The following is a 23,612-nucleotide window of genomic DNA, read 5'->3' as shown; positions in this document are numbered from 1 at the left end:
GCAATACAAAACAATAAACGCCAAAATATGAAAAAGTTAATGTTAATCTTTCTTTTACTTTTAGAAACGATTTCTTACAGTCAAAATAAAAATTTAGGAGGAACTCCTGTACAGGGAATTATAGCCATAAAAAGAGATCAAACAAATATTGGTACCTCAAAAACAGAAAACACTTCAAAAGCAACGACTACAACATTAGCACCTTCAAATCCTACAGGAGGTTCTCAAGAAGTTGGAATTACTGAGGGTCAGTTAGATGTTTCCTTAACAGGAGGGGCAACATATAATATTCCTATTGCAGTGCCACCAGGAAATAATGGAATTGTACCACAAGTTAGCTTGGCTTATAATAGCCAAGGAGGAAATAGTTTAGCTGGTTATGGTTGGAACATAACAGGAGTATCAGCAATTACTAGAATCCCATCAACAAAATTTCATGATGGAATAATTGATGCGGTCGATTTTGATAATTTAGATCGCTTTGCTTTTGATGGACAGCGTTTAATGCTGAAAAGTGGTACTTATGGCGGTAATGGGGCTGAATATGAAACAGAAAATTTTAGCAATATAAAAATTACGTCTATTGGTGTTTCTCCTTTTGGAGCAAATTATGGACCTGCCTATTTTTTGGTACAATATCCTGACGGTTCATTAGCGCAATATGGTGCTTCAACCGATTCTCAGTCTAAAACAGACTGGGCAATTACTTTTTGGCAAAATCCACAAGGAGTAAGAATAAATTACAATTATACCGTATCTAATAATTCTATAAGAATTACTTCCATTAAATACGGTGCTATTGGTTCAAATACTCCAATTAATGAAATTCAATTTATATACAGAACAAGAAATAGACCTGAGAGTCTTTTTTTAGGAGGAGAAAATTTTATATTAAACTCCATCTTAAGTGAAATAAGTGTTTTAGGAAATGGTATTGGTTTTAGAAATTATATTTTATCACACGATGTTACTTCATTAGGTTACGAACGATTAACTAGTATAACTGAAAAAAGTGGTGATAATGCAAAGAGTTTTAATCCAACTATTTTCAAATATGAAGATTTATCAAATTCGATTACTCTAAGTGATCCTTTATCGTATATAAGCACAACAAATACTACTCAGTACAATACAGGTATGATTTCTGGTGATTTTACTGGAAAGGGAAATATGGATTTTATTTTATATCCTACCAATGGACCAAATGCAAAAAATCAATATTGGCTTTTTTCTAACATTCAAGAAGGGACAAATGCCACGCTTGGCTATATACATAATGTTGGGAATTTTGAAAAAATTTTTCCTATTTCATGGCTTGGAGGAAGTGAAACATACGGATATAAACTAATGCCTATGCAAGGTTGGAATGTTGTAGCATACAATGAATCGACTAATACTACGACTTTTACGAATTACTCTAAAGGAGATGCAAGTCCTATTTATTTTCAAGATGTAAAATCATACAAGTTTCCTAAATTTATTAATGGGTATTATAATGAATGTATTCCTATTGTAAATCCAGCAAACAACAATCAAGATCAACAAGCTAAAACAGTTGATCCAATAGGTACAGGGCCAGTGTATATTGAAGTGATAAAAGTTATACCTAAAGAGTATTTGAACGGCGATTTTAATGGGGACGGAATATCGGATGTTATTGTTGTAGAAAAATCCTTTACTTATTGTATGAGTAGTGGTTGTAATACCTATACAGTAACTAATAATTCAGGTAGTACCTATTTTGTAAATTTAGATAGACGACTAACTAGTAATTATGTAAATGCTTCTGGGCATGTTCAAATTACTTTAGGTAGTAAACTTGAAGTAGCTGATGTAAATGGAGATGGAAAATCAGATGTTTTGATGTTTGATTCAGGCAGGGTAATTGCTTATTCTTTAAATGAGAATAAACAACTTGAACAATTATGGGTAACCAACGATTCTGATATTTCTGTAGTATCTGAAAGACCAACACTTATTGGCGATTATAACGGAGACGGAAAAACAGATTTCATTATTCCGCAAGGATTTGGGCAAGTATTTGCTAAATTTATTTCTACAGGGAATGGATTCGTAAAGAGTGTTGAAACATACCAAATTGCAAATAAGGATTTTTATAATGATTATCTTTCTTACGACACCTTCGATTATGGAAATATTATACCAAATGACATAAATAAAGATGGTAAAACAGATTTAGTTTTAGCGAAATATAGAGTTGATCGAGTTAACAATGGTGTGTCAACATTTGATATTAATGTCAAATTTTATACAAATGTATCGAATAATTTTATTTTAACATCTGAACAAGATTTGATACCTGGCTATGAAAACAGTACTTGTTTACCGCTTCCTATATTTTTACCTTCGGATAAAATAAATAATTCTCTCGAATTAGGATTTGTCTACCAAAATAAAATAGTTAGATGTAATTCTCCAAAAGATTTTAGTAAAGAAAAATTGCTTAAATCAATAACTGTTGGTAACGGACTAACTGAATCCATAACTTATAAACCTTTAATTGAGGAAGAGGGATACAATTCAGATAATATTTTATTATACAAACCATCAACTAATATAGAGAATTATCCAAACACAGATGTAAAAGGGGTGCCTAGTTTTCAAGTCGTTTCGAAACTAGAAAAACAAAGTCAAAATACATATAAAAAACAACTTTTCGGATATTATGGTGCGGTATCAAATGTGGAGGGTCAAGGTTTCTTAGGATTCAGAAGTTTATGCAGAACAAATTGGCATAATGATAACCTTCAAGTAATATCGAGTGTTACCAAACACGATATAGCAAAAAGAGGTGCTCTTATAGAAAGTTATAGTTTTTTGAACACCAGTTATAATTTTGAACTAACCCCTTCTGATTTTATAAGCAAATCAGTGATAAATTATGATAGTAGCTTGTCTTCAAATAAAGTATTTAAGATTTGGAACACAACTGCTATTAGTACTAATGGACTCGATGGGACATCAAGCGAAACGTCAACTCAATATGATGAATATAATAATCCAACAATAAACACATCTATTATAAAATCAGGAAGTATTGTTGAACAATCAGAAACGGGTATTTTAACTTATTTAAATCAACCTACTGGCACAACTTATTATATTGGTCGCCCACAAAAGAAAAACACTAGTATAACACATAACGGAGATACAACTACTGCGGAAGAAATATATACTTACAATAGTAATCATTTGCTTTCTCAAATTCAGAAGAAAGGACACCTAACCAATTACATCGCAGAAGATAATGAGTACGATACTTTTGGGAATATTACCAAAAAAATCATTACAGCAACACCTTTAGCACCACGAATAAACAATTATGAATACGATACTTCAGGACGGTTTTTAATCAAGAGTACAGACATTGAAGGATTAAACACTCAGTTTGCCTACAATACAAGTAATGGATTACTTAATTCAGAAACTAATCCTTATGGTTTAACAACTCAGTATTTTTATGACGTTTGGGGCAAAAAAATAAAAACAACCGATTATTTAGGAAAAAGTGTCAATACTACTTACACCAAACCCGAACCAACCACCAGTTTAATCAATACAATAAGTGACGATGGCAGTTCGAGTACAACCAAATATGATGATTTGGATAGAGAAATCGATTCAGGAACAAAACATATAGACAATCAGTGGTCTTATGTAACAACACAATATGACGATTATGATAGAAAAGTAAAAGTATATGAGCCACATCTTCCTAATAATGGTAGTAATTTTACAGCATACACTTATGATGGTTACGGACGACTCATAAAGACTGTGGAGCCTACAACCAAAACAACTAACATTACTTATTCAGGGTTAACAACCGTAGTAAGTGATGGTTTAAAAACAGTAACCACAACTAAAAATTCATTAGGAAATCCTGTATTCGTTACCGATAATGGGGGTACGATTAATTATACCTATTTTGCCAATGGGAATTTAAAAAATACGAATTTTGAAGGTACAATCATTAGCATGGAATATGATGGTTGGGGCAAAAAAACAAAATTAACAGACCCATCGGCAGGAACTTATTTATATGAGTATAATGCTTTAGGAGAAAGTACAAAAGAGGTCAAGCCAAATCCGAAAGGTGAAATAAATTATACCTTAGATAGTTTTGGAAAAATTACAGAAAAAAGAATTACGAGTGCTGATAATTTAACGGATTCAAAAACAACTTATACCTACGACCCAACTTCAAAATTAGTAACGGCTAGCCGTTATGATGATTTTCTTGAAGGAACACATACCGATTATACCTATACTTATGATGCTTCAAAAAGAATCATTAAAACGACTGAAAGTAATCTAGCAACAGCCAGTTTTGAACATCAAACAAAATATGATGATTTTGGAAGACCCCTCAAAGAACTATATAGTGCTACAAATTATGCCAATGGGAAGACATCTAACAAATGGGTTCGAAACACCTATAAAAATGGTTGCAAATGGCAAATTATCGATGAAGCTACAAGTCAAATACTTTGGCAAAAAAACACAGTAAATGCCAAAGGACAACTAATATCGGGGAGATACGGTAGTGGAATTACCGTTTCCAATAGCTATGATCAGTTTGGATTTCCAACACAATTCAAACATGAATTTTTTGATGATGGTATTGTTGTAAATGGTACAATTGGTGTAATGGTCAATGTGATGACGCTAAATACAACTTTCGAGCCTATAAGAGGAAACCTAACCAGTCGTTCTAATAGTTTGTTTGCCGTTAGTCAAACCACAACCACAAATTCTCCTACTGGCCCAGTGACTACAACCAGTATGGTGCCGTATGCTGAAATTTTTAAATACGATTCCTTAGACAGGCTAACAGAGTGGGGAGCAGTACCCGAAACACTACTCAATTTAGGGTTTCAATATGCAAAACTACCATTACCAGCTAATTTAGAGCAGTTTATACCTGTTGCAGGAGGTGTTTTAACCAATAATTTGCTAAGTAAGCTAAACATAGCCACTACCGCAGCTAATTCGGGAGGAGAAAGAAATGTATTTGCTAACGCTACAAGCGGTACTAAATTGCGTTTCAAAGCCGATGTAAATAAAAATGGGACGGACAAAATTCGTTTGGTAGCAGTCGAAAAAAACATTACAACTGGAATAGAAACACCATATGAATTAGGATTAGCTAATGAAGGAACTTTTGAAATAGATTATACTGTTGCAAGCAGTAATGTAAATCTATTTTTAAGATTCGTCAAAAGTCCTTTAAGTACTGATGTGGGAACTTTAAAAAATTTCAGAATTGACAATGTTATTGTTTCAAAAATAGTAAGTGAAATTCAAAGTTATGATAACAAAGGACGTATTACTAAAAATAAATTAGGAGATTATAACTATATAAATACTAGTAAGCAATACCAAAACACGTCTGTTTTTACCACACCAGAAGCTAATAATTATTATAGTTTAAGACCACTACAAAATGTAAGCTATAATGCCTTTAAGAGTCCTGTACAAATAACAGAACAAGGAATTGAAAAAATTGATTTTTCTTACAATACTTTCAATAATAGAAGTGCCATGTATTATGGTGGTCTACAAGTTGACAAACTACAACGAAGCAAACGCAAGTTCTATGATGCCAGTGGCACAATGGAAATTAAATACAATACCAACGGCGTAACAGAGTTTATAACGTATATAGGAGGTGATGGATATAGCGCACCTATCACACTAAGAAGTGACGGTACAACACAAGAATATTTGTATTTGCATCGAGACTATCAAGGTAGTATTATGGCGATTACGAATCAAGCAGGAGTAGTCCTAGAAAAATGTTTGTTCGATCCTTGGGGTAGTATTGTAAAAGTACAAGATGGAGCAGGCAATACTTTGGCTGGATTAACCGTTTTAGACAGAGGTTATACGGGACACGAACATTTAGAAAAAGTAGGTTTAATAAATATGAACGGTCGTATATACGATCCTAAATTACACCGTTTCTTGCAACCTGATAACAATATACAAGACCCATATAATACCCAAAATTACAATCGCTATGCCTATGTAATGAATAATCCATTAATGTACACAGATCCTAGCGGAGAATTTTGGCACATTGTAATTGGCGCAGTTATTGGTGGGGTAATAAATTGGGGTGTTCATGGTTTTAGATTCGATATGCAAGGTCTAAAAGCTTTTGGTATTGGCGCAGGAGCAGGAGCATTAGGCGCATTAACAGGTGGTGCAGCATTTGCAGCCGCTGGTGGCGCAGCCGCAGGAGCAGGAGGAGCACTTGCGGGAGCTGCGGGAAGTGCAGTAGGTGCTGGTGTGTCATCTAGTTTTTTAAGTTTAGGAAACCACTTTGTACTGGGAGATCCTTTAATGACTACAAAACAAATAGTTACAGGTATCGTAATAGGTGGGATTACTGGAGGTTTGTTTCAAGGGGCTAGTGCATTATTAAATGGTAAATCTTTTTGGACTGGTACTGCTCCAAGAATAGCAGTAAAACCTATCACTTTGCAAGCAGCAGGATTAGCTGAGACAAAAGGATCAGGGTTACAACAAAATGGAGAAAAAATAGAGAGTAGTATGCCTAAATTAGCATCTCCTAAAGAGATGACTCAAGCAGCAAAGCCTACCACTTTCTCTAAAGTAACTACTGTTGATGGAAAAACATCTTGGAAAACAGATGGGTTTAAAGTAGTTGAAGATAGTGGAACAAATTCTGTATATCAAGGTGTTGATAAAGCTACTGGACAAGTAAAATATTATGGAATAACAGAGAGAGTTCCTGAGGTAAGATTTGGAGAACATCTTAATTCCATTGGTACTGGTAAAGAACTGTTGAGATATGAAGTAATTGATGGAATGGAAAATTTAAGTAGAATAAATGCTCGAATATTAGAACAATCATTGATAAATCAAGCAGGGAAAAGTAATTTATTAAACATAAGAAACTCCATTGCACCAAAATTTTGGTCGCAGTACGGTATAAACCCTTAAGAAATGAAACGAGTAATTGTAAAAAAAGGAGATGTTTTTTTTGTTAAAATTGATGATACTAGTAAAAGGTATTTTCAATACATTACAAATGATTTAAAACAACTGAATAGTGATGTAATAAGATGTTTTAAAAAAATATACTCAATTGAAGAAACCCCAAATTTAGACGAAATAATAAATGATGAAATATTTTTTTATGCTCACTGTGTAACAAAATGGGGAGTTAAACTAGGCTATTGGGAAAAAGTAGGTAATATAGACAATGTAGGTGCATTTGAGCAGATTTTGTTTCGTGGCACAAATGATTACGGCACAATAAAGGGAGAAGAACCTATAAAAGTTTCAAATAATTGGTATGTATGGAGGATAGGAGAGCTAAAATCAACATATCTTGGCAAACTTGAAGGAGAAAATAGAAATGCTGAAATAGGAATTGTTATGGATGCTGAAAGCATTGTACACAGAATAAGGACAGGTTATTATGATGGATTTTATCCAGATTACAAATAGGTTGTCAAGAACCAAACCAGACTGATCAAATATATAACCAAGAATAGCAGTAAAACCTATCACTTTGCAAGCAGCAGGATTAGCTGAGACAAAAGGGTCAGGGTTACAACAAAATGGAGAAAAAATAGAGAGTAGTATGCCTAAATTAGCATCTCCTAAAGAGATGACTCAAGCAGCAAAGCCCACTACTTTCTCTAAAGTTACTACTATTGATGGAAAAACATCTTGGAAAACAGATGGTTTTAAAAGCCAAGTGCCTGCTGAGTACTACCCTCAAAATAATGGCGCAATGCAAGGAACAACTCAAAGTACAGTTTTAGAAGCAGGTACAAAAATAGATAGATTTGGTAGTGAAGCTGGTAAGTTTTTTTCACCAGAAGGAACAGAATTGCAATTGAGAGCTCTTCCTCCCGGGAATAATGGTAATTATAATGTATATGAAGTATTAAAACCATTTCCAGTACAAAGTTCAATAATAGCACCTGCTTTTAATCAAGTTGGTACAGGGACTCAATATTTAGCTCCAATTAGTGCTAAATACTTAAAAGATTTTGGATATATTATTAAAGTTAACTAATTTTTTTATGATACCTAGAACTATCAAAGAATTAAAAAAGTATATGATTGACAATTGTTATAATTGTGACTTATATGCTGTTATAGATAAGCAAAAACATGATGGCTTTGGATTGGAAGAGTGGGGAGAATTATACGTTTGGTATTATGTCGAAAGAGGAAATCGCGAAAATATTAATTATTTTAACGCCGAAGAAAAAGCTGTAGAATATATCTATGATGTACTTTTGACAGATAAATTTGCGAGAAGTCATTTTTTTAAATTAATTGACGATCCATTAAAAAAAAATGAATTAGTAAATAGCCTTAATAATAAAAAGATAGAATTTTGGACAGATGAGATACCTTATCTAGGTATAGATGGTAAGGCGACAAGATTCTTTATTGTTGGTTGTGATATAAAAAAAGTGAAAGATTTCAATTAATTTTTAATAGAGCCAGAATAGCACTACATTTAGTAGAAAAGGTTTATAATATGAATGATTTAAATAAAATTGAAATTTTAATATTAGAAAAGCTTTCTTTAAAGTATCCAAGTATAAGAATGCATATTCCAATTATAAAAGTTTTGAACCGAAAAATTACTGGTGTAGGAATGTATGTAAATTTCTACTATCCTGATACCCTTATAATTCCTAGTCTCGAAATAGAAGAAGCATCAATAAGCACAAATGAGAATATTGAAGTTGAAAATTTAGAGTATGGTCTAGGTTATGAATTAGATATATCTAATGGAAAAATTAAATTTATTGAGTTTGTTACTTATGGTGAGGAATGGGATGGTAATTTTGTTGGTTATAAATTTATTTAACAAACACAATGTATATTCCTTTTTAATATGAACGATTGGAGACTAAAATTAAAGGGCACAGAAGATAATTATGACTGGTTTAATTCTATACAAGTATATAAAGCTTTTTCTGATAATAATTTATCAATTAATGATACCATAGATATAAATGTAAGATTAATGTTTATTATTACTTATTGTCTTTTAGAAGGAAATTTTTCTGAAAAGGAAAATGAATATGGAGAGAAAATATTAAAGAAAATATTTAAAGAGAGTTACAAAAAATTTAGTAATAATTCTGATTATTTATTTTGTATTAGTGTTGTGACAAAATTAAATGAATATGCTTTTGATTTAAATGTAAAAGAACCCGAAGTTTTTATAAATAAAGCTATTGTTTTAAATCCAAATATTAATTTATATAAATATTGGCTTTCGAGATTAGAAAAACAAGTAGATTTTGATGAAGAATATTTGTATTCAAATTTTATTAATGATTGGAGAGAAAAAAAGGGTTTATTAGGTAAATATATAGTTGATTCTTTAAGAAAAAAAAACAAAAATAAAAAATCCATGTAGTTAGGTATAGGGACAAAAAATATTTACATTAAATAAACTATATTTTTCCAATTTTACGAAGAGTAAACAAAATGTAATAGTAAATTCTTGCAAGGTCAAGTCTAGAGAACTATAATAAAACATCGCAAATTTGAGATCAATAACCTATTTTTGCAAAAAAAATAAAAAATCATGAAAAAAATAATATTCCTACTACCACTACTATTTTGTATGTGTACAAAGTCAGACGAAAGTGTAGCGCCACCTATTGAGCCAAAAAGTACTTTCGCAATTACTGCAACACCATCATCGGCTAATGTGGCTGTAGATGAGAATTTTACTATAACAGTAGCCGCAAACGAAACCATAAAAGGTTTGGGTGCTTCGTTAGACAACTTTGCTACGGGTGGGCAAATGTTTACAGATTTTGGCACTTCGAGAGTATTGTATTTTAATACTTTAGGAGCAAAAACGATTGCTATTAAAGCTACATCAGCAAGTGGCGCAGTATTTATTAAAAATGTTAACATCAATGTTACTCGTGGTAATGCTCTAAAAATTACGGGAATGCAAATTACGGCGTTCGACAATATGAACAATACATGGGATCCTGAATTTGGACCAACTGACCCAAATAGGTTAGCAGATGTGCTTTTTAATTTTAATACAAGTCAGATTTATACCTATTTTGAAACTCAAATGACGAAGAGAAGATGGTATCTCTCAACTGTAAAACAAAATCAAGGAGATTTAACTTGGGATTTAACCAATGCTAATTTATATATAAACCCAAACAGGGAGATAACTTTTAGCTTAGGAGACGAGGACACACCTCCTGTAGGTCAAAATCTAATTCCTAATTTACCGGATTATAGAATAATTTCCTTTGCTAATTATTTAACTACAAAACCCACAACAATTACCTATTCTTTTCCTGATGCAAACTTGTCATTTATTATGACGGTCGAATGGGCTAATTAGTTATTATAATAAAAAAAAACGACTATGAAATTAAAATTAATCCTTTACTTTTTCTTAATTCCATTACTCACTTTTGCACAAAGGGAAGCTAATATTTGGTATTTTGGTAATCATGCAGGATTGGATTTTAACAGCGGTTCTCCAGTTGCGTTAACGAATGGACAGCTAAACACCCAAGAAGGTTGTGCAGTATTATCTAATTCGGCTGGGCAATTATTGTTTTATACCGATGGAAGTACGGTTTACAACAAAAATCATGTAGTAATGCTTAATGGGACAGGTTTACTTGGTCACTCTTCTTCAGCTCAATCGGCAACGATTGTTCCTAAACCTGGATCTACTACTTTGTTTTATATTTTTACAACCGACAATGAACATGATCCAAACGGATTCAGATATTCAATCGTAGATTTGTCATTAGATAGTGGTTTAGGAGCGGTAACATCTAACAAAAACGTATTGGTTTATACGCCTACAATAGAAAATTTAGCAATTACCAAACATGCTAATGGTACTGATTATTGGATAATAACCCACGGATGGAATAATAATAGTTTTCATGCTTATTTATTAACTGCTTCTGGTTTAAGTGCTGTACCAATAACAACAAATATTGGAAACGTTGTAGCGGGTATTGGATTTGTTGCAGCAGGAATTACTAAAATCTCTCCAAGTGGGTCAAAACTAGCTTTTTCTAGTGTGTCAGATTTTGTACAGCTTTTCGATTTTAATAATAGTAATGGAATTATTTCAAATCCACAAACGCTATTGTCAGAATTCGGAGAATTATATGGATTAGAGTTTTCTCCAAACGAATCAGTTTTGTACGTTACAAATTCTTTTTATTATGATACGAATGCTTTTTTTAATAAAGTATATCAATTTAATTTATTAGCGTCTAATATATCTGCCTCAAAATTAGAATTATATAGTGGGCCACTAACACCAGGTCAATTACAATTGGGTCCTGATGGTAAAATTTACTTGGCAGTATACAATCAAACTAAATTAAGTGTGATTAACAACCCTGATATTGTTGGATTAGGCTGTAATTTCCAACTAAATGCAATAGATTTAGGAGGTAAAATAAGTATGGGAGGTTTACCTTCTTTCAGTCAATCTTTTTTTTTTAATCCGACTATTCAATTTGATAATGCTTGTGTAGGGCAGAGCACACAATTAACATTTAATACAAATCAAACTATTTTAAATACCACTTGGGATTTTGGTGATGGTACACCGACAAGTAATAACATCATAGCCAATCACATATATACCGTTGCTGGAACTTATACGGTATCAGTGGTGGTAACAAGCCCTTTAGGTATAGGTACAAATACTAGAACTATTGTCATTTCAGATGTGCCAACTGCCACCCAACCACAAAATATGTTGCCATGTGACAATAATAACAACGGCTTGTATAATTTCGATTTAACTACTCGAAATTTAAGTATATTAAATGGTCAAAATGCTAGTTTATATACTGTAAAATATTTTGCCAATGCAACAGATTACGCAAAAAATATAGCGATTGCAACACCAAGCAGTTACCAAAATGCAACGGCTTACCAACAGCAAACTATTATTGCAGAAGTGTCTAACAATGCTAATAGTGATTGTAAAGCAACCACTACTTTTAACATTGATGTTTTTGATACGCCACTCCCAAATCTTCCTGCCAACATATTAAACTTAACTTCTTGCGATAACACAACAGTAGGAACAGATACAGACGGAAAAGTTATTTTTAATTTGACACAAAGAGCTAACGCAATTTTAAATGGTCAGTTGGCTAGTCAATTTACGATTACTTATTATCGTGATGCAGCTTTAACAAATCAAATACTAACTCCAACGAGTTATCAAAATACCAATCCCGCAGAAACTATTTATGTAAAAGTAGCAAACAATGACAATACGAATTGTGTAGCCACTACCTCATTTAATTTGCAAGTATTTTCGTTGCCATTTATTACAACCATAGTAGATTTGAAACAATGCGACGACAACACAGATGGTTTTAGTATTTTCAACCTAACGGAAGCCAACGCTAAAATTTTGACCAATATTACAAACGAAACTTTTTCTTATTTCGAAACAGCTAATGATGCTCAGAGCAATATAAATCCCATTCCAAATTTTACTACTTACACCAATCAAATTGTAAGTAATGATGTGATTTATGTTCGAGTTTCTAATGACAATGGTTGTTTTCGTGTGGCGCAACTCAATTTGATTGTTTCGACGACACAAGTACCTGTTACTTTTACTAGAAATTTTACCCAATGTGACGATGCTATTTCAGGAACAAATACTGATGGTATTTCAGCTTTTAATTTTTCAAGCGTCGATACAGAAGTTAGGAATCTTTTCCCTGTAAATCAATTATTAACCATTACTTACTATCGAAAATTAGCCGATGCTTTAGCAGAAAGTAACGCTATAACCAATATTTCAAATTACCGAAACATTGGTTATCCGAACACACAAAACATATACACCAGAGTTGATAGCGATTTAAACAATGATTGTTTGTTGTTAAAAAGTTTTATCACTTTGAATGTAGAAAGAATTCCTATAGTGAGTCCAATTGTCAGGAATCATTGCGATGACAATCAAGATGGTAAATATGGTTTTGATACTTCAAATTTGCAAACCACTTTATTAAATAGTTTAACAAATGTTACCGTTACTTATTTTGACCAAAATAATAATCCTTTACCTAGTCCGCTACCCAATCCTTTTGTAACGGCTTCACAAACTATTAAAGTAGTGGTTACTAACAATACTGCCAAAGCTTGTTCGTATGAAACAACCATACAGTTTGTTGTGGATGATTTACCAGAAGCTTTTTCTATCCCAACGACTTTAGCCACTGTTTGTGATGATGAAGCAAATCCAATCAATCAAAATGGTTTGTATTCTTTTGATACTTCAACCTTTCAAAATACGATTTTAGGAAGTCAAACAGGAATGGTAGTAAATTATTTTGATGCTGTTAATAATCCTTTACCAAGTCCTTTACCAAATCCGTTTGTAACTGGTACGCAAAATGTAAGAGTAGATGTTATTAGCCCAATCAATACTGTTTGTAAAGCAACTTATACTATTGTATTTGTTGTAAAGCAAGTACCTAATATTAATTTATTAGGTGACGAACTAGTTTGTAACGAACAAACAATCTCAAAAACGATTGATGCGGGACTTTTAGACCCAACCCAAGCACCAAACTATACTTATGTTTGGAAACTAAACGGTAATCCAACTGTGATAGGAACAAATTATACCTTAAAAATAAATCAAGCAGGAATTTATACTGTTGCTGTTTCTAATAGTTTAAATTGTCCTACGATAAGAACAATTACTGTTGCTGCTTCCGATAAAGCTACTATTACATCGGTAAACGTCGTAGATTTGACCACGCCAAATAGCATAACAGTTTATGTTACTGGTGCAGGGAATTATGTTTATGCAATTGATGATATAAATGGTTTGTATCAGGATGAAAATGTATTTGCTAATGTGAGTGCAGGAATTCACACGGTTTACATCAAAGATTTAAATGGTTGTGGCGTTGTACCTAAAGAAGTTGCTGTTTTAGGAATTCCAGATTATTTTACGCCAAACGGAGATGGCTATAATGATTATTGGAATATTAAAGGTGCAAATAGCACTTTAAACGCTAAAACCATTATTTATATTTTTGACCGTTTTGGTAAATTAATTAAGCAAATTACACCAACCAGCCAAGGTTGGAATGGTACTTTCAACAATCAAGCATTACCTGCAACAGATTATTGGTATTCTGTAGAACTAGAAGATGGAAAAACTGTAAAAGGACATTTTGCTTTGAAGAGGTAGGTTTTTTTATTATAAAAATATTATATTTTTTCTTTCCAATCTTTATCATAATGGATAAAAATATTAATCCATATATTCCTAGAAATTCTCATGATAATTGGCATAAAACAAGTTAGCGAAAGCATAATAGCGACAAAAGAAGTCTTTAAATTAGTATGAAAACCATAATGTGACATCAAAAAAGTAGCGATACTAAGTAAAACTCCTAAACCATAACTAACGAACATTGCACCAAAAAAGAACGAAGGTTCCATTTTATATTTCAGACCACAATGACTACATTTTTCGTGCATATCGAAAACTTTACTCAAAATATAGCTATTTTTTACCATATACATACTTTCTTCATGACATTTAGGACAAGTTCCTGTTAAAATGCTATATAATTTGGATCCTTTTTTTAACATTTGCAAAAAATTTAGTTTACCATGATTTTGGTGATACAAATTTACGATTTTCATTCAATGTTTAAAGTATCAAAACTTTAAACTTTAAACAAAAAGATAATGCTTAACATACACAATTTGTCGGTTTCCTTTGGAGGAACATATTTATTTGAAGAAGTAACCTTCAGAATGGGCGCTGGCGATAGGGTAGGACTTGTTGGAAAAAACGGTGCAGGAAAATCGACCATGCTAAAAATATTAGCAGGTGATTTCAAACCTGATTCTGGTCAGATAGCAACAGAAAAAGAAGTAAGAATAGGTTTTCTTCGTCAAGATATCGATTTCGAACAAGGAAGAACTGTTTTAGAAGAAGCCTATGAAGCTTTTACAGATATTAAAATTGTTGAAAAAAAATTAGAAGAAATTAACCATCAATTGGTTACTAGAACCGATTATGAAAGTGAGGAGTATTCTCAAATTATTGAAGATTTATCAGATTATACACATCGTTTCGAACTTTTAGGTGGTTACAATTATGTAGGTGATACCGAGAAAATTCTTCTCGGATTGGGTTTCAAACGTGAGGTTTTTGATAATCAAACAGAAACATTCTCTGGTGGATGGCGTATGCGTATCGAATTGGCGAAATTATTGCTTCAAGCGAATGATATTCTGCTTCTCGATGAGCCAACCAATCACTTGGATATAGAAAGTATCATTTGGTTAGAAAGTTTCTTGCGTAATTATCCAGGTGTTGTGGTTATTGTATCGCACGATAAAATGTTTTTAGATAATGTGACAAACAGAACTATCGAAATTTCATTAGGAAAAGCTTACGATTTCAACAAACCGTATTCTGAATATTTAGAATTGCGTCATGAAATTCGTGAAAAACAATTGGCTACTCAAAAGAATCAAGCCAAAAAAATTGAAGAAACTGAAAAGTTAATCGAAAAATTCCGTGCCAAAGCCTCTAAAGCCTCTATGGCGCAATCATTGATTAAAAAATTAGATAAAGTAGAACGGATTGAAGTCGATGAAGACGATAATTCAGTAATGAATATTTCATTTCCAGTTTCTAAAGTGCCAGGAAAAGTAGTAGTCGAAGCGGAACATGTTACCAAAGCTTATGGTAATAAAACGATTCTAAAGAACATTTCACTTTTAGTAGAACGCGGAAGCAAAATTGCCTTCGTTGGTCAAAACGGACAAGGGAAATCTACTTTTATCAAAGCGATTGTAAATGAGTTTAAATACGAAGGATCAATCAAATTAGGACATAATGTACAAGTAGGTTATTTTGCTCAAAATCAAGCCGAATATCTAGACGGAGAAATTACGTTATTGCGCACTATGGAAGACGCTGCAACCGATAGCAACCGTAGCAAAGTGCGTGATATGTTGGGTTCATTTCTGTTTAGAGGCGATGATGTTGAGAAAAAGGTAAAAGTACTCTCTGGAGGAGAAAGAAACCGTTTGGCGTTGTGCAAGTTGCTTTTGCAACCTATCAATGTTTTATTGATGGATGAGCCTACGAATCACTTGGATATCAAATCTAAAAACGTACTAAAAGCGGCACTGCAAAAGTTTGAAGGAACTTTGCTTTTGGTTTCTCACGATAGGGATTTCTTGCAAGGCATGTCAAACTTAGTATATGAGTTTAAAGATCAAAAAATTAAAGAGTATTTAGGCGATATTAATTATTTCTTAGAACAACGCAACATGGAAAACATGCGTGAAGTCGAGAAAAAAGATATCGAAAAGAAAGAAGCGCCTACCACAAATGCAAAAACATCATACGAAGACCAAAAGAAAAACAAATCACTTCAAAATCGTTTGAGCAAAATAGAAAGTCAAATAAAGGATTTAGAAAAAGACATTCAACAAGACGACAAAGCGTTGGCGTCTAACTATGACAAACACCTAGAAGATGCAAAATTCTTTATTGCCTACAACAAGAAAAAAGCCGATTTAGATAAATTATTAGAAGATTGGGAAGTTGTGCAAGGCGAAATAGATAACGCTAATTAGGAGCTTTTCCAGCTTTCAGTTATAAGTTTTTTCATTTCCTTATTTTTTTCTAAGCAAAAAAAGGAGCTTCTATCGTCGCTCTTTTTTCGCAAGAAAAAATATAACGAAATTTCAAAAAGCTTTTCACTTCAATCTGGGCTAAAAACCAACGTTGAAATGATGATTGACATTTAGTTAATTTAATATAAATCAAATTAACTATTATCTGACTGAGACTAAAGACTTATAATAGTTTTAGATAAATAAAAAGGTATAATAATAAGGTTGAAAAACATATATCATGATTGTAATTGTTTTACTATTTATTTTTAGTGTAATATTATTTTTTTTAGGCTTAAGATTTTCTGCGATTTTTTTTAAGTCTAAAGAAATAATTCAATTTACATTAGTTGAAGATGAAAATATATTTCAAATTAATACAGATGGGAAATATTCCGTATGTATTGTAGGTGGTGGTAGTATAGAGAATTTTAACATAACTATTAAGTCAATTGAAAACGGTAATTTATTAGAGACTAAAGAAACTTTTTTTAAAGCTAGATTTATGAAAAATGGAGGTGTCGGGACAGTTTTTTATGACTTTTATGTTGCAGAAGTTGGTGATTATTCATTGAAAGTTGAATGTATTAATAATTTGTCTGTTAAAACATCAATGTTAAAATCAATTTCATCTATTGAAAAAAGAAAGGCTATAAATGAGATTTCTATTTTAATTAAAGAATATTCCTCACCATATCATTTTATACTTGGACTTGTTTTTAGTATAATCGGTCTTATGATTTTGTTGTTAGACACTTCATTCTATTTGTACAAATTGGGTGTTATTGTACCAACTCATTAATTGTGTTTGTTGCAGTTTATTTTTCTTAGACGATATATTTTGAATTATTTAAACGGATTTCGTTCAATCCAAGTCACTTCTGGATCAAAATACTGAAATAATTTTCCAATATATTTATTAATAAAAGGATTAGAATGAGAAATAAAACCAACCATTTGGATAGGTTTTGCACCAACGGAGCTTTTTATTTCGAGTGCTGTTCGTGAAAAAATAAGTTTCGAATATTTCTTGGTAATCGAATAGCCAATCATGTCGTACAACATATTCAAATACAACATTTTTTCTTTTTGATGCTCATCATCATAACCAAGAAAATAAGTATCTAAAGCATTTCCGTTTATAATCATGGTGTTGAAGCCAATGAGTTTTTCGTCAAGAAAATAACCATAAAAAAGAAATTTATCGTGTAAGATTTCTTTCAAATTGGCAAAATGATTTTCGGCCAAATAAAAAGTATTGAAAGGTGCATTTTTAGTCACATTAAAATACAATTCGTTTATTTTAGATTGATTTTCTCTAATTTCTTCTAAACTCATTTGTCGTTTAGAAACCATTTCCGATTTTTTCCTTGCTCGTTTGTAATGGTCACGGTATTTTTTTGACAATGCAGTTGTGTAATCATTTTCGTTTTCCCATGAATCGTGATTGGTAAAAACCATATTAGGTTGTGTCGAAAACTGAAAATATTTCTTGAAACCATCAATTTTGAAATTATCACTTTCGGTAGCTGTAAAATCTTTAAACGAAGTGATGTGAATTTTTATTCCTGATTTTTTCAAATCAATTTTAAGCTGAGAAATGGCTTTTTCGAGTATTGATAATCCTTCGGAAGTGTCGATATTTCTGTTAAAACAATAAGCGTTTTGTCCAGTAAGCATATTATTGCCAACAAAAAGAACATTGGCAGCAAAAGTCCGAAAGGTAAAATCACGTAGCTTCGATTTAATGCAGCTTTTGTTTACGCCAAAAGAAGAAACATCAGTTAGATTTAGAATTTGAGTTAATGCAACCCCAACAAGATCTTCATTTTTAAACAAACCAATATAATGACAAGTCATATTTTTTGGCGACGATTCGTCTAAAACCTGTAAATATTTTTTAGATAAAAAAATGTTGTTTACAGCGACTTCGTTCCATTTTTCAGGAAGTTCGCTCGTGTTTTTGTATATAAGAAAGGAGTAATTTGTTTCCAAAAGTATAAAAAAATCTCTTCACCAAAAGTAAAGAGATTTATGTTTAATTAAATGTTAAAATTATTTCATTCCACAAATTATTCCGCCCATAATAGCAAAACATACAATCCAGAATCCGCCAGTTACAAGAGTATATTTGAAGCTTCTTCTTTCGTATAAAGCATTTGTGCCAATAACTGGAAGCGCTAAAAATAATCCTAGCATAGTTCCGTGTAAGGCGCCATGTTTGAAAGTTCTAAAAGCGTCACCATAATCTGCCATAAAAGCTGTATAAGAAGGTTTCGCAGTTGCAACATCTCCGCCAATTAGTCCCAAAGCGCCAAATTGATGAATTGTGACAGTTTGTAAAATAAAAGCAATAAAAAATGCATACAAAATAGAAACTCCAAATATTAAAAGCATGTTTGGTTTTTCTCCTTTTTCAGGATTTATTCCGGTTTCTTTCATCCAAATAGTTCCGAAAACTTTTGGGTTATACCAGATAAATCCAACGACAAGTGTAGATAATGCTGCGAGTAATAATGCTAAAAAATTAATTTCCATGGGTTTGTTTTTATGGTTAGTTACTCAAATATAATAAAAAAAGACTTTCGGTTAGGAAAGTCTTTGAAATTGTAATGTAATATTTTGATTAATCTTCGGCAGCTTCACCAGATTTTCTGTAAATGAAATTTCCGTAAATATGACGTTTTGCAAAACGATTTGGAGATTCAGCATTAACCATTTTTACATAAATATTTCTAGGAACACCAATGTATTCATATTCCATTCCGTTAAAATATTTAATATGTAAAGTTTGTTTCTCTAAATGAAAACCATGAATATTAGAATTTGTAATAGTATCAGTATATTCAGGAAGGTTTTTCTCGACAGTTTCGGCCGAAATACTTACTAAAAAGTGGTAAGCACTAATAATCTGTTTGCTTGTTTCTTCAGCAGCTAGTTTTCCAGCTTCGTCATTTACAAATTTATCAGGATGAGAATCTTTCATGCTGTTTCTGTAAATAGTTTTTAATTCTTTCAAAGTTACATTTTTGTCAACTTCAAGTAACTTTCTGTATTCGATAACTCTTTTCATACCAATGTTTAAAAATAATATTTAAAAAAAGCCACTCTTTTCAGAATGGCTTGCTTAGTAGCGGGAACAGGACTCGAACCTGTGACCTTCGGGTTATGAGCCCGACGAGCTGCCTACTGCTCTATCCCGCGATGTGCGTTTGTATTTTGCTACTTAGTAGCGGGAACAGGACTCGAACCTGTGACCTTCGGGTTATGAGCCCGACGAGCTGCCTACTGCTCTATCCCGCGTTATTTCGAGTGCAAATGTACAACCAATTTCCTTTCGTACAACAAAAATAGTAAAAAACTTTATATTTTTTATATTATACTGATTTTTAATGTTTTAAATTCTATTTTAGCATCTAGTGAAATAGTACTTATATAATTAAGATTTCTTTTTGTTGCGACTATTCACTTGATATAACTACCTTTGCCAAATAAAATACAATATAAATGTCACATAAAGCAGGTTTTGTAAACATCATAGGAAATCCAAACGTTGGAAAATCGACGTTAATGAATGCCTTTGTTGGAGAACGATTATCGATTATTACATCAAAAGCACAAACAACACGTCATAGAATTCTTGGAATTGTAAATGGAGAAGATTTTCAGATGATTTTGTCTGATACACCAGGAATCATTAAGCCAGCATACGAAATGCAGGAATCGATGATGAATTTTGTAAAATCAGCTTTTGAAGATGCTGATGTTTTGATTTATATGGTCGAAATTGGAGAACAAGACTTGAAAGACGAAGCTTTTTTTAATAAAATTATTAATGCCAAAATTCCTGTTTTATTACTTTTAAATAAAATAGATACTTCAAACCAAGAACAACTGGAGGAGCAAGTGGCTTTCTGGACTGCTAAAGTTCCTAATGCAGAGATTTTTCCAATATCGGCATTACAGAATTTTAATGTGCCAGAAGTTTTTGATAGAATTATAAAATTATTGCCAGAATCTCCAGCTTATTACCCTAAAGATCAGCTGACGGATAAGCCGGAAAGATTCTTTGTAAACGAAACCATTCGTGAAAAAATATTGCTACATTATAGTAAAGAAATTCCGTATGCGGTAGAAATCGTAACCGAAGAATTTTTTGAAGATGATAATATTATCCGTATCCGTTCCTTAATAATGGTAGAACGTGAAACTCAAAAAGGAATCATTATAGGTCATAAAGGCGAAGCACTGAAAAGAGTAGGAGTAGAGTCTCGTACTGATTTAGAGAAGTTTTTTGGTAAACAAATACATATCGAATTGTATGTAAAAGTGAATAAAAACTGGAGAAGCAACGCAAATATGTTGAAACGTTTTGGTTACAATCAATAGATTTCAGATTTTAGATTTTAGATTTTTTTTAAACATGAATAAATTTGGAATGTTGGTGAAGCCCTGATAGTAGTGAAAATCCTTTTGTTTTTTTTCTTTAGAAAAACAAAAGATTGTAACGAATAGCAGGGAATAGCTCCTAAAAATACTATATAAACATAGAATCTTAGTTACTTAGCAACTTAGTCGCTTTTTTGACTACCTTTGCAAAAAATTAGAATACCTTATTGTTTGATTTTAAGTGCATAATGATTCAGTCTTTCTGAAATATAATCTCTAAAATCTGCAATCTAAAATTAGAAATATGAATAACATTGTTGCGATAGTAGGAAGACCTAATGTAGGGAAATCGACCCTTTTTAATAGGCTGATACAAAGAAGAGAAGCTATTGTAGACTCGGTTTCTGGAGTTACCAGAGATAGAAACTACGGTAAAAGCGAATGGAACGGAAAAGAGTTTTCTGTGATTGATACTGGCGGATATATTCGTGGTTCGGACGACGTTTTTGAGGGAGAAATCCGCAAACAAGTCGAATTAGCGATTGACGAAAGTGATGTGATTATTTTTGTAGTCGATGTCGAAGAAGGAATTACTCCTATGGATGATGCGGTTGCTAAAATGTTGCGTAAAGTAACCAAACCTGTTTTACTTGCTGTAAATAAGGTAGATAATGCGATGCGTGAGAAAGATGCTGTCGAGTTTTATAACCTAGGATTGGGCGAATATTATACTTTTGCTAGTATTTCAGGAAGCGGAACAGGAGATTTACTAGATGCTCTTATTGATGCTTTTCCTGTAAAACCATTACCAACACAAGAAGAAATTGTATTGCCTCGTTTTGCAGTTGTGGGTCGTCCTAACGCTGGAAAATCTAGTTTCATCAATGCCTTAATTGGTAAAGAAAGATTTATGGTTACCGACATAGCGGGAACTACTCGTGATTCAATAGATACTAAATACGATCGTTTTGGTTTTGAATTTAACCTAGTAGATACAGCGGGAATTCGTCGTAAAGCGAAAGTAAAAGAAGATTTAGAATTTTACTCAGTAATGCGTTCGGTTCGTGCGATTGAACATGCTGATGTTTGTATATTAATTATCGATGCCACTCGTGGTTTTGAAGGTCAAGATCAAAGTATATTTTGGTTGGCCGAAAAAAACAGAAAAGGTGTTGTTATTTTAGTGAATAAGTGGGATTTGGTCGAAAAAGACACCATGTCAACCCGTGATTATGAAGCTAAAATTCGTGAAGAATTGATGCCGTTTGTCGATGTGCCTATTCTTTTTGTATCGGCGCTTACAAAACAACGTTTACTGAAAGCATTAGAAGCTACTGTTCAAGTTTATGAAAACAGACAACAACGTATTTCGACTTCGAAATTTAACGACTATATGTTAAAAATCATCGAAAATCACCCACCACCAGCATTGAAAGGGAAGTTTGTGAAAATTAAATATTGTATGCAGTTGCCAACACCAACGCCTCAGTTTGTGTTTTTTGCCAACTTACCGCAATATGTAAAAGATGCTTACAAGCGTTTCTTAGAAAATAAAATTCGTGAGAATTGGGATTTTGAAGGTGTTCCGATTGATATTTATATTAGAGAGAAATAAGATAGAAACAGGCAAATTTGCCTGTTTTTTTTTATGCTTATATCACTTGTAAATATATTTTAGTTCCATGTTTTTTGTCTCATCGAGCGTAGTCGAGATGCTGTAATGGTTCTCGACTGCGCTCGAACTGACAATTGGACTAATTTATATATATCATACCACTTAATATTTAAAAATACTGGAATATTTATGGACTATATTGTCATTCTGACGAAGGAAGAATCTCACAATAATAGTATATGATGAGATTCTTCCTTTGTCAGAATGACAAACTGCGTGTTTTTTTATTCCAGTAAATTAAAATACTAAATGGTATAAATTCTCAAACTGATATCTTAAAATTGTGAATATCTATTTTGTTACTTATGGTTTTTATTATCCTTTAAAATTTACCTTTGACCTCATTAAAAAAAAGAGAAATATGAGTGCGATTTGGTATGAATGCAAAGTAAAATATAGAAAAACAGACGATACGGGTATACAGAAAGTTGCGACAGAACCATATCTAGTTGATGCTTTGTCTTATACGGAAGCAGAAATTAGAATTAACGAAGAAATGTCTGCTTATATCAGTGAAGAATTTAAAATCACGAATATAAAAGTGGCTAATTATGCCGAAATACATCCTTTCGAGAATGCTGACCGTTGGTTTAAATCGAAAGTTTCATTGTTAGCTTATGACGAAGAAAGTGGCAAAGAACGCAAAACAAATATGTATATATTATTGCAAGCCAATGATGTAAAAGAAGCCTATGACAATACCGTATCTGTGATGAAAGGGACTATGGGTGATTATACTATTCCAGCTATTTCTGAATCTCCGATTATGGATGTTTTTCCTTATTTTAGTGGTGAAGAAGGGGAACTGGAACAGTTAGAA

Annotated in this window: 17 protein-coding genes and 2 tRNA genes; 13 read left to right on the top strand and 6 right to left on the bottom strand. The window is 32.3% G+C overall.

Features of this window, described 5'->3' with window-relative positions:
• Positions 1 to 27 precede the first annotated feature (27 nt).
• The 8 genes from ACH2BP_RS05830 to ACH2BP_RS05795 all read left to right on the top strand — a co-directional run bounded on the left by ACH2BP_RS05830 (position 28) and on the right by ACH2BP_RS05795 (position 14,272).
• On the top strand, positions 28 to 6,993 hold the full coding sequence (locus ACH2BP_RS05830) for an RHS repeat-associated core domain-containing protein (RefSeq protein ID WP_395057919.1): 6,966 nt from the start codon (positions 28 to 30) through the stop codon (positions 6,991 to 6,993).
• Between the two features lie 3 nt (positions 6,994 to 6,996).
• Positions 6,997 to 7,503: a hypothetical protein gene (locus tag ACH2BP_RS05825; RefSeq protein ID WP_395057917.1), complete on the top strand. Its 507-nt coding sequence runs from the start codon at positions 6,997 to 6,999 to the stop codon at positions 7,501 to 7,503.
• 64 nt (positions 7,504 to 7,567) lie between these two features.
• Positions 7,568 to 8,080, top strand: a complete 513-nt coding sequence (locus ACH2BP_RS05820) for a TNT domain-containing protein (protein ID WP_395057915.1) — start codon at positions 7,568 to 7,570, stop codon at positions 8,078 to 8,080.
• 7 nt (positions 8,081 to 8,087) lie between these two features.
• Entirely contained in the window at positions 8,088 to 8,504 is a 417-nt protein-coding gene (locus tag ACH2BP_RS05815) for a hypothetical protein (protein ID WP_395057913.1), read from the top strand.
• Positions 8,505 to 8,623: 119 nt separating this feature from the next.
• Complete coding sequence (locus ACH2BP_RS05810) at positions 8,624 to 8,890, top strand: hypothetical protein (protein ID WP_395057911.1); 267 nt, start codon at positions 8,624 to 8,626, stop codon at positions 8,888 to 8,890.
• A 27-nt stretch (positions 8,891 to 8,917) separates the two neighbouring features.
• Positions 8,918 to 9,448: a hypothetical protein gene (locus tag ACH2BP_RS05805; protein ID WP_395057909.1), complete on the top strand. Its 531-nt coding sequence runs from the start codon at positions 8,918 to 8,920 to the stop codon at positions 9,446 to 9,448.
• Between the two features lie 171 nt (positions 9,449 to 9,619).
• A complete protein-coding gene (locus ACH2BP_RS05800) occupies positions 9,620 to 10,408 on the top strand; it encodes a hypothetical protein (RefSeq protein ID WP_395057907.1) in 789 nt (262 codons plus the stop codon).
• Between the two features lie 24 nt (positions 10,409 to 10,432).
• Positions 10,433 to 14,272 carry a T9SS type B sorting domain-containing protein gene (locus tag ACH2BP_RS05795; protein ID WP_395057905.1) on the top strand — a complete coding sequence of 1,280 codons (3,840 nt, stop codon included), beginning with the start codon at positions 10,433 to 10,435 and terminating at the stop codon, positions 14,270 to 14,272.
• 20 nt (positions 14,273 to 14,292) lie between these two features.
• Here ACH2BP_RS05795 and ACH2BP_RS05790 read toward each other — a convergent pair whose 3' ends face one another.
• Positions 14,293 to 14,679 carry a DUF983 domain-containing protein gene (locus ACH2BP_RS05790; protein WP_395057903.1) on the bottom strand — a complete coding sequence of 129 codons (387 nt, stop codon included), beginning with the start codon at positions 14,677 to 14,679 and terminating at the stop codon, positions 14,293 to 14,295.
• Between the two features lie 99 nt (positions 14,680 to 14,778).
• Here ACH2BP_RS05790 and ACH2BP_RS05785 point away from each other — a divergent pair, with 99 nt between their 5' ends.
• Both ACH2BP_RS05785 and ACH2BP_RS05780 read left to right on the top strand, forming a co-directional pair.
• Positions 14,779 to 16,689 (top strand): ABC-F family ATP-binding cassette domain-containing protein, encoded by a 1,911-nt coding sequence (locus tag ACH2BP_RS05785; protein WP_395057901.1) that lies wholly within the window; start codon positions 14,779 to 14,781, stop codon positions 16,687 to 16,689.
• 280 nt (positions 16,690 to 16,969) lie between these two features.
• A complete protein-coding gene (locus tag ACH2BP_RS05780) occupies positions 16,970 to 17,530 on the top strand; it encodes a hypothetical protein (protein WP_395057899.1) in 561 nt (186 codons plus the stop codon).
• Between the two features lie 44 nt (positions 17,531 to 17,574).
• Here the strand turns inward: ACH2BP_RS05780 and ACH2BP_RS05775 are convergent, their stop codons facing one another.
• The 5 genes from ACH2BP_RS05775 to ACH2BP_RS05755 all read right to left on the bottom strand — a co-directional run bounded on the left by ACH2BP_RS05775 (position 17,575) and on the right by ACH2BP_RS05755 (position 20,031).
• Complete coding sequence (locus tag ACH2BP_RS05775) at positions 17,575 to 18,723, bottom strand: 8-amino-7-oxononanoate synthase (protein ID WP_395057897.1); 1,149 nt, start codon at positions 18,721 to 18,723, stop codon at positions 17,575 to 17,577.
• 60 nt (positions 18,724 to 18,783) lie between these two features.
• A complete protein-coding gene (locus ACH2BP_RS05770; RefSeq protein WP_395057895.1) occupies positions 18,784 to 19,266 on the bottom strand; it encodes a DUF1761 domain-containing protein in 483 nt (160 codons plus the stop codon).
• 88 nt (positions 19,267 to 19,354) lie between these two features.
• Positions 19,355 to 19,801 carry a KTSC domain-containing protein gene (locus ACH2BP_RS05765; protein ID WP_395057893.1) on the bottom strand — a complete coding sequence of 149 codons (447 nt, stop codon included), beginning with the start codon at positions 19,799 to 19,801 and terminating at the stop codon, positions 19,355 to 19,357.
• Positions 19,802 to 19,859: 58 nt separating this feature from the next.
• Positions 19,860 to 19,932: transfer RNA gene (locus tag ACH2BP_RS05760), tRNA-Met, on the bottom strand.
• A 26-nt stretch (positions 19,933 to 19,958) separates the two neighbouring features.
• A tRNA-Met gene (locus ACH2BP_RS05755) sits at positions 19,959 to 20,031 on the bottom strand.
• Between the two features lie 204 nt (positions 20,032 to 20,235).
• On the opposite strand from ACH2BP_RS05755, the gene era reads away from it, so the two are divergent.
• The 3 genes from era to ACH2BP_RS05740 form a co-directional block, all read left to right on the top strand.
• The gene (era, locus tag ACH2BP_RS05750) at positions 20,236 to 21,117 is read left to right on the top strand and encodes a GTPase Era (protein ID WP_395057891.1); all 882 of its coding nucleotides are present in this window, start codon (positions 20,236 to 20,238) and stop codon (positions 21,115 to 21,117) included.
• A gap of 304 nt (positions 21,118 to 21,421) precedes the next feature.
• On the top strand, positions 21,422 to 22,732 hold the full coding sequence (gene der / locus ACH2BP_RS05745) for a ribosome biogenesis GTPase Der (RefSeq protein ID WP_395057889.1): 1,311 nt from the start codon (positions 21,422 to 21,424) through the stop codon (positions 22,730 to 22,732).
• Between the two features lie 421 nt (positions 22,733 to 23,153).
• Positions 23,154 to 23,612, top strand: a 459-nt coding sequence (locus ACH2BP_RS05740; RefSeq protein WP_395057887.1) for a DUF4494 domain-containing protein, incomplete at its 3' end; no start/stop codon positions are given.

The sequence above is a fragment of the Flavobacterium sp. genome, assembly GCF_043756175.1.
GTDB lineage: Bacteria > Bacteroidota > Bacteroidia > Flavobacteriales > Flavobacteriaceae > Flavobacterium.
The sequence above is the reverse complement of the archived record's forward strand: the minus strand, read 5'-3'. Positions and strand labels throughout refer to the sequence as shown.